This window comes from Clostridia bacterium (assembly GCA_036562685.1).
Classification (GTDB): domain Bacteria; phylum Bacillota; class Clostridia; order Christensenellales; family DUVY01; genus DUVY01.
Genome location: DATCJR010000161.1, coordinates 1 through 3809, shown reverse-complemented (window position 1 = coordinate 3809; position 3809 = coordinate 1). Strand labels below are relative to the sequence as shown.

Here is a 3809-nt window from a genome sequence, read left to right as displayed (position 1 = left end):
ACTGCAATTGTTTTGATCGTTGGTGTTGGTGTTTACTTCTTTAGATTTAGAAAGATTAAAGAAAAGTAAGATATCAATTAAAAAAATATTTCAAAAGGGCTAAGTTAAAAGCCCTTTTGTTTTTTTGTGACCAAAATTTATAATATCAATATGCTTAAAGATATTTTACTATGATATAATAATCTAAATCTATAAATTTGAGGCAAGATTATGTATGAGATTGCAATAATAGGTGCGGGAGTAATAGGCTGTTCTATTGCTCGTATTTTAGCAGAATATGATATAAAACTTGCAGTTTTAGAAGCAAATATTGATGTAGCAATGGGAGCTACTGGTGCCAACAGCGGAATTTTGCATGCTGGGCACGACTGTGAAACAGGTACATTAATGGCTAAGTTCAATTATGAAGGCAACATTATGTTTGACCAAATTTGCGAAGAACTTGATGTACCTATGGCACGCTGCGGTTCGCTTGTCTTAGCTTTTAATCAAGAGGATGTTAATCAGCTTGAAATTTTAAAAATTCGCGGAATAAATAATGGACTGAAAAAAATTCAAATTATTGGACAGCAAAAATTATATGAACTGGAACCCAGTATAAACAAAGATGCAATAGCTGCTTTATGGACTCCGACTGCGGGCATTATCAATCCTTATGAACTTAATGTCGCACTTATGGAAATATCTCAACTTAATGGTGCTAAATATTATTTTGAATTTTGTGTTTCTGATATAAAAAAATCAAATAATGATTTTTTTGAGATAACTTCTTCATCAGGACAAACCATCAAAGCAAAAAAGATAATTAATTGTGCTGGTGTTTTTGCAGACAAAATCGCAAAGATGGTAGGAGATGATAGCTTTTCAATTACAGCTAGGCGTGGAGAATACATTATATTTGATCGTCCAACACCAGTCAATCGACCTATATTTCAAGTTCCGACTAAGATGGGAAAGGGCGTATTGGTGTCACCTACAATAGATGGAAATTTCTTTATTGGACCTACAGCACAAAATATTGAAGATAAACTTGATAAGTCAACGACGACTGAAGGTATTAATGTCTTGAAATCTTCTGCTCAAAAGATTATCAAAGATTTACCATATAATAGGCAGATAGGTTCTTTTTCTGGAATAAGAGCTATACCTAGCACAGGTGATTTTATTTTGGGCGAATCCAAGATTAAAAACTTCTATAATGCTGCTGGAATTTGTTCTCCCGGCCTTACAAGCGCACCTGCAATAGCAAAATATATATGTTCGTTATTTGATTACAAAAAGAAAAAAACATATTCGACAAGAAGAAAAAGAATTATAAATTTCAAATCTGCATCAAATCAAGAAAAAATTGAGTTGATAAGAAAAGACAAAAGATATTCTAACATTGTTTGCCGTTGTGAAGTTATTACAGAGGCAGAAATCATTGAAGCTGTTAGAAGAGGTGCAAGAACAGTCGACGGCGTAAAACGGCGTACCAGGGCTACTATGGGCAGATGTCAAGGGTCTTTTTGTACTCCTAAGATATTGGAAATAATGTCAAGAGAATTAGGTGTAAAGGTTGAAAAAATAACCAAGTTTGGCGGCAATTCTTACATAATAGACAGTGACGTTAGAGGTGACTTACATGAAAGTTGATGTATGTATCATAGGTGGTGGCCCTGCTGGAATTGAAGCCGCCAAAGAAGCAAAAAGCAGCGGAGCAAATAAGGTTGTTTTAATTGAACGCGAAAAAGTTTTGGGCGGAATCTTGAACCAGTGTATTCATACTGGTTTTGGTCAAAGATTATATAATGAAGAACTTTCCGGTCCAGAATATGCCCAAAAGATAATAAATGAAATCGATAAAGAAATTGAGATTTTTTACGGCACTTATGTTTTAAGCGTGGATTCTAATTTGTTAGTTACCGCCGTTAGCGAAGAACATGGCTTGCTTGAAATTCAAGCCAAAGCTGTCGTTCTTGCTCAAGGATGCAGAGAAAAGCCCAGAGGGGCTTTGGATATAGCGGGAACTCGTCCAAGCGGTATTTTTACAGCAGGTACAGCCCAAAGATTGTTAAAACTTAATGGCAAGCTTGTAGGCAAAAATATAGTCATTATGGGTACATACGATTTGGGGCTTATAATGGCAAGGCGATTTACCTATGAGGGTGCTAAGGTAAAGATGGTAGTCGAATCACGGCCTTATTATATGGGTTTGTCTAAAAATGTTGCTGAATGTATTAACGACTTGAACATACCTATGCTTTTGTCTACAAAAGTAATAGAAGTGTTAGGTAAAGAAAGATTGACAGGAGTCAAAATAGCGCCTATTGATGAAAACGGAAATGTTATTTATGAAAAAGCGCAAATAGTAGAATGTGATACATTAATTCTTGCAGCAGGACTTGTTCCAGAAAATGAGATTACTCAAAATGCCGGGGTAAAGTTAAATTTTGCAAGTGGCGGAGCGATAACTGATCAATATTGCCAGACGTCAGTTAAAGGTATATATGCCTGCGGCAATGTTTTGTATGTGCATGACCTTGCAGATTATGTTACTGATGAAGCACGTATTGCTGGGTTGGGTGCTGCAAAATATGCAATAAATGGTTATTATCATAATGAGCCAATTTTTAAGGTTATAAGCAAACAGGATACAAAATATACAATGCCAAACCTTATCCGTAAAACGGATGATAATGTAAAACTTTATGTTAGGGTTAACAAAAAACTAAAGCCGGCCTTTATATGTGTGAAATGTAATGATAAAGTTATTTATCATAAAAACTTTAATATTCTTATTCATGGCGAAATGCAACCCATTATTCTTAATGGGAGAGATATAAAAGGCGATTTAGAAATAATATGCGGAGAGAGAAATGAATGAGTTTGTATGTATAAAATGTCCTATGAGCTGTAAACTTAAGGTGTTTAGCAATAAGGACAACATAACCGTTCAAGGTAATAATTGCAAACGAGGAGAATTATTTGGAATACAAGAATTTACTGCTCCTAAGCGTACAGTAACTTCTCTTGTTAAAGTAATAGGTGGAGACAAACCTGTCTTGCCTGTAAAGACCAGTTCTCCCATTCCTAAAGAACATGTAAAAATAGTTTTAAATAAAATCTCAAAGATTTCAATTTCAGCTCCTATTTCTATAGGAGATGTTGTTTTTAAAGAAATTGATGAAGGAGTAGATCTTATAGCAACATCAAATACTTTGAGAATAAGCAATTAGAAAGATTTTTTCTTCTTGGTATACATAACAAAAGGAGAGTAATATGCAAGAACAACAATCTAATACTTCAAAGGAGATAAAAACTTCCAAAATAACCTTACCTTCTTATACAAAAGGAGAGGAAATTTTCAGTTGGGTTGGACATTGTGTAGGCGCGGCATTATCAGTAGCTGCATTAGTATTATGCGTAGTATTTTCAGCTATTTCACATGATTTGACGCCGTGGAAAGTAGTAAGCTGTTCAATATATGGTGCTACATTAATAATCTTATATACTATGTCAACCTTGTATCATGCATTGCCTATTGGAAAGGGCAAAAAAGTTTTTCGTGTATTTGACCATTGTTCTATAAGCTTGTTAATAGCAGGAACTTATACTCCTTATACTCTAGTAACATTGAGAGATTACAGCAACGGCTGGGGATGGGCTATTTTTGGAGTAGTTTGGGGTGCCGCAATTTTGTCTATTGTTTTAACAGCTATTGATCTAAAAAAATATGAAAAAATTAATTTGCTATGTTATATTGCAATGGGCTGGTGTATTGTTATAGCAATTGTTCCGTTATTTAAAAGCAATCTTACTTCAGGCGG

4 protein-coding genes are annotated in these 3809 nt (G+C 34.6%); all 4 read left to right on the top strand.

The window, feature by feature from the left end:
- Positions 1-210: 210 nt before the first annotated feature.
- Positions 211-1635 (top strand): NAD(P)/FAD-dependent oxidoreductase, encoded by a 1425-nt coding sequence (locus VIL26_07400; protein ID HEY8390752.1) that lies wholly within the window; start codon positions 211-213, stop codon positions 1633-1635.
- Positions 1625-2866, top strand: coding sequence for an NAD(P)/FAD-dependent oxidoreductase (locus tag VIL26_07395; GenBank protein HEY8390751.1), 1242 nt, complete (start codon positions 1625-1627; stop codon positions 2864-2866). Before VIL26_07400 ends, VIL26_07395 begins: the two co-directional genes overlap by 11 nt.
- Positions 2859-3218 carry a DUF1667 domain-containing protein gene (locus VIL26_07390; protein HEY8390750.1) on the top strand — a complete coding sequence of 120 codons (360 nt, stop codon included), beginning with the start codon at positions 2859-2861 and terminating at the stop codon, positions 3216-3218. Before VIL26_07395 ends, VIL26_07390 begins: the two co-directional genes overlap by 8 nt.
- Positions 3219-3261: 43 nt before the next feature.
- The coding region (locus VIL26_07385; GenBank protein HEY8390749.1) for a hemolysin III family protein at positions 3262-3809 on the top strand (548 nt) is incomplete at its 3' end.

What these genes read in the sequence shown, in the direction of transcription:
- VIL26_07400 (HEY8390752.1), top strand. Translation starts at nt 211, where the DNA reads ATGTATGAGATTGCAATAATAGGTGCGGGAGTAATAGGCTGTTCTATT.
- VIL26_07395 (HEY8390751.1), top strand. Translation starts at nt 1,625, where the DNA reads ATGAAAGTTGATGTATGTATCATAGGTGGTGGCCCTGCTGGAATTGAA.
- VIL26_07390 (HEY8390750.1), top strand. Translation starts at nt 2,859, where the DNA reads ATGAATGAGTTTGTATGTATAAAATGTCCTATGAGCTGTAAACTTAAG.